This window comes from Thioclava sp. JM3 (assembly GCF_002213185.1).
GTDB classification, from domain to species: domain Bacteria; phylum Pseudomonadota; class Alphaproteobacteria; order Rhodobacterales; family Rhodobacteraceae; genus Thioclava; species Thioclava nitratireducens.
Genome location: NZ_NBOB01000041.1, coordinates 1 through 1,235, shown reverse-complemented (window position 1 = coordinate 1,235; position 1,235 = coordinate 1). Strand labels below are relative to the sequence as shown.

Sequence of the window (1,235 nt, the reverse complement as noted above, 5' to 3'; positions counted from 1 at the left end):
TAGGTTAGCTCTGTTCAGGGTTTGGTCCTCTTTCGACCTTTGGTGATACTCCCACGGGGCGAGCCCGTCGAGGCTCGTGTGGGGGCGGTGATGGTTGTAGTCATCACGCCACGCCGCGATCAGACTGCGGGCATGACGCAGGTTGGCGAACAGATGCTCGTTGAGGCATTCGTCCCTGAGGCGGCCATTGAAGCTCTCGACAAAGCCGTTCTGCATCGGTTTCCCCGGCGCGATGTAGTGCCATTCGACCCGGCGCTCCTCCTGCCATTTGAGGATGGCGTTGCTGGTCAGCTCGGTCCCATTATCGCTGACCACCATGCAGGGATGGCCTCTGACCTCGGCGATCCGGTCCAGCTCCCGGGCGACCCGGATGCCGGAGAGCGAGGTGTCGACGACCGCAGCCAGACATTCCCGGCTGAAGTCGTCGATCATGCACAGGATCCGGAAGCGGCGGCCATCGCTGAGGCTGTCCGACACGAAGTCGAGGCTCCAGCGCTGGTTCGGCCCCTGCGGGATCGCCATCGGCGCCCTGGTTCCCAGTGCCCGCTTGCGACCGCCCCGTTTACGGACTGTTAAGCCTTCTTCCCGGTAGATCCGGTAGAGCTTCTTCCAGTTCAACGCCCAGCCCTCCCGCCGCAGCAGGATGTGCAGACGCCGATATCCGAACCTCCGCCTCTCGCCCGACACCTCCCGCAGCCGCTCGCGCAACTCCCGGTCCTCCGGCCTGGTCGGCTGCCGCCGGTACACGCGCGGGTCGATCCCGGCCAGCGCACAGGCCCGCCGCTGCGAGTAGCTCTTCTCCTTCATGGCCCAGTCCACGGCGCGCCGCCTCGAACCGGGCCTCAGAAGCGTCCGCAGGCTCTCTCGAACGCATGGCGTTCGCCTGCTCCCATTCCCAACATCTCCTTCAGCGTCGCGACGTCGAGCATCTGTTCGGCCAGCGTTCTACGCACTTACGCGGCCCCACCGGGGCCACGGTCACTGCGAACTCTTCAGCTTCGCGTTCTCGGCCTCCAGCGCCTTCAGCCGGCGGGCGTCCGACACCTCCATGCCGCCATATCTCGAGCGCCACTTGTTGAAGGTCGCGTCGCTGATGCCATGCTTGCGGCACAGCTCCTTCGCGCCCAGCCCGGCCTGGTGCTCCTTCAGCATGACAATGATCTGCTCTTCGCTGAACCGGCTTCTCTTCATCGTCTGTCTCCTCGTCTGGAGAACAGGCTAACCTCAAAACGAGG

1 pseudogene is annotated in these 1,235 nt (G+C 64.6%); it reads right to left on the bottom strand.

Annotated elements, in window-relative coordinates:
• Positions 1-1,191 (bottom strand): annotated as a pseudogene (locus B6V73_RS20360) (IS3 family transposase); the annotation flags it as partial.
• Between the last annotated feature and the right edge of the window lie 44 nt (positions 1,192-1,235).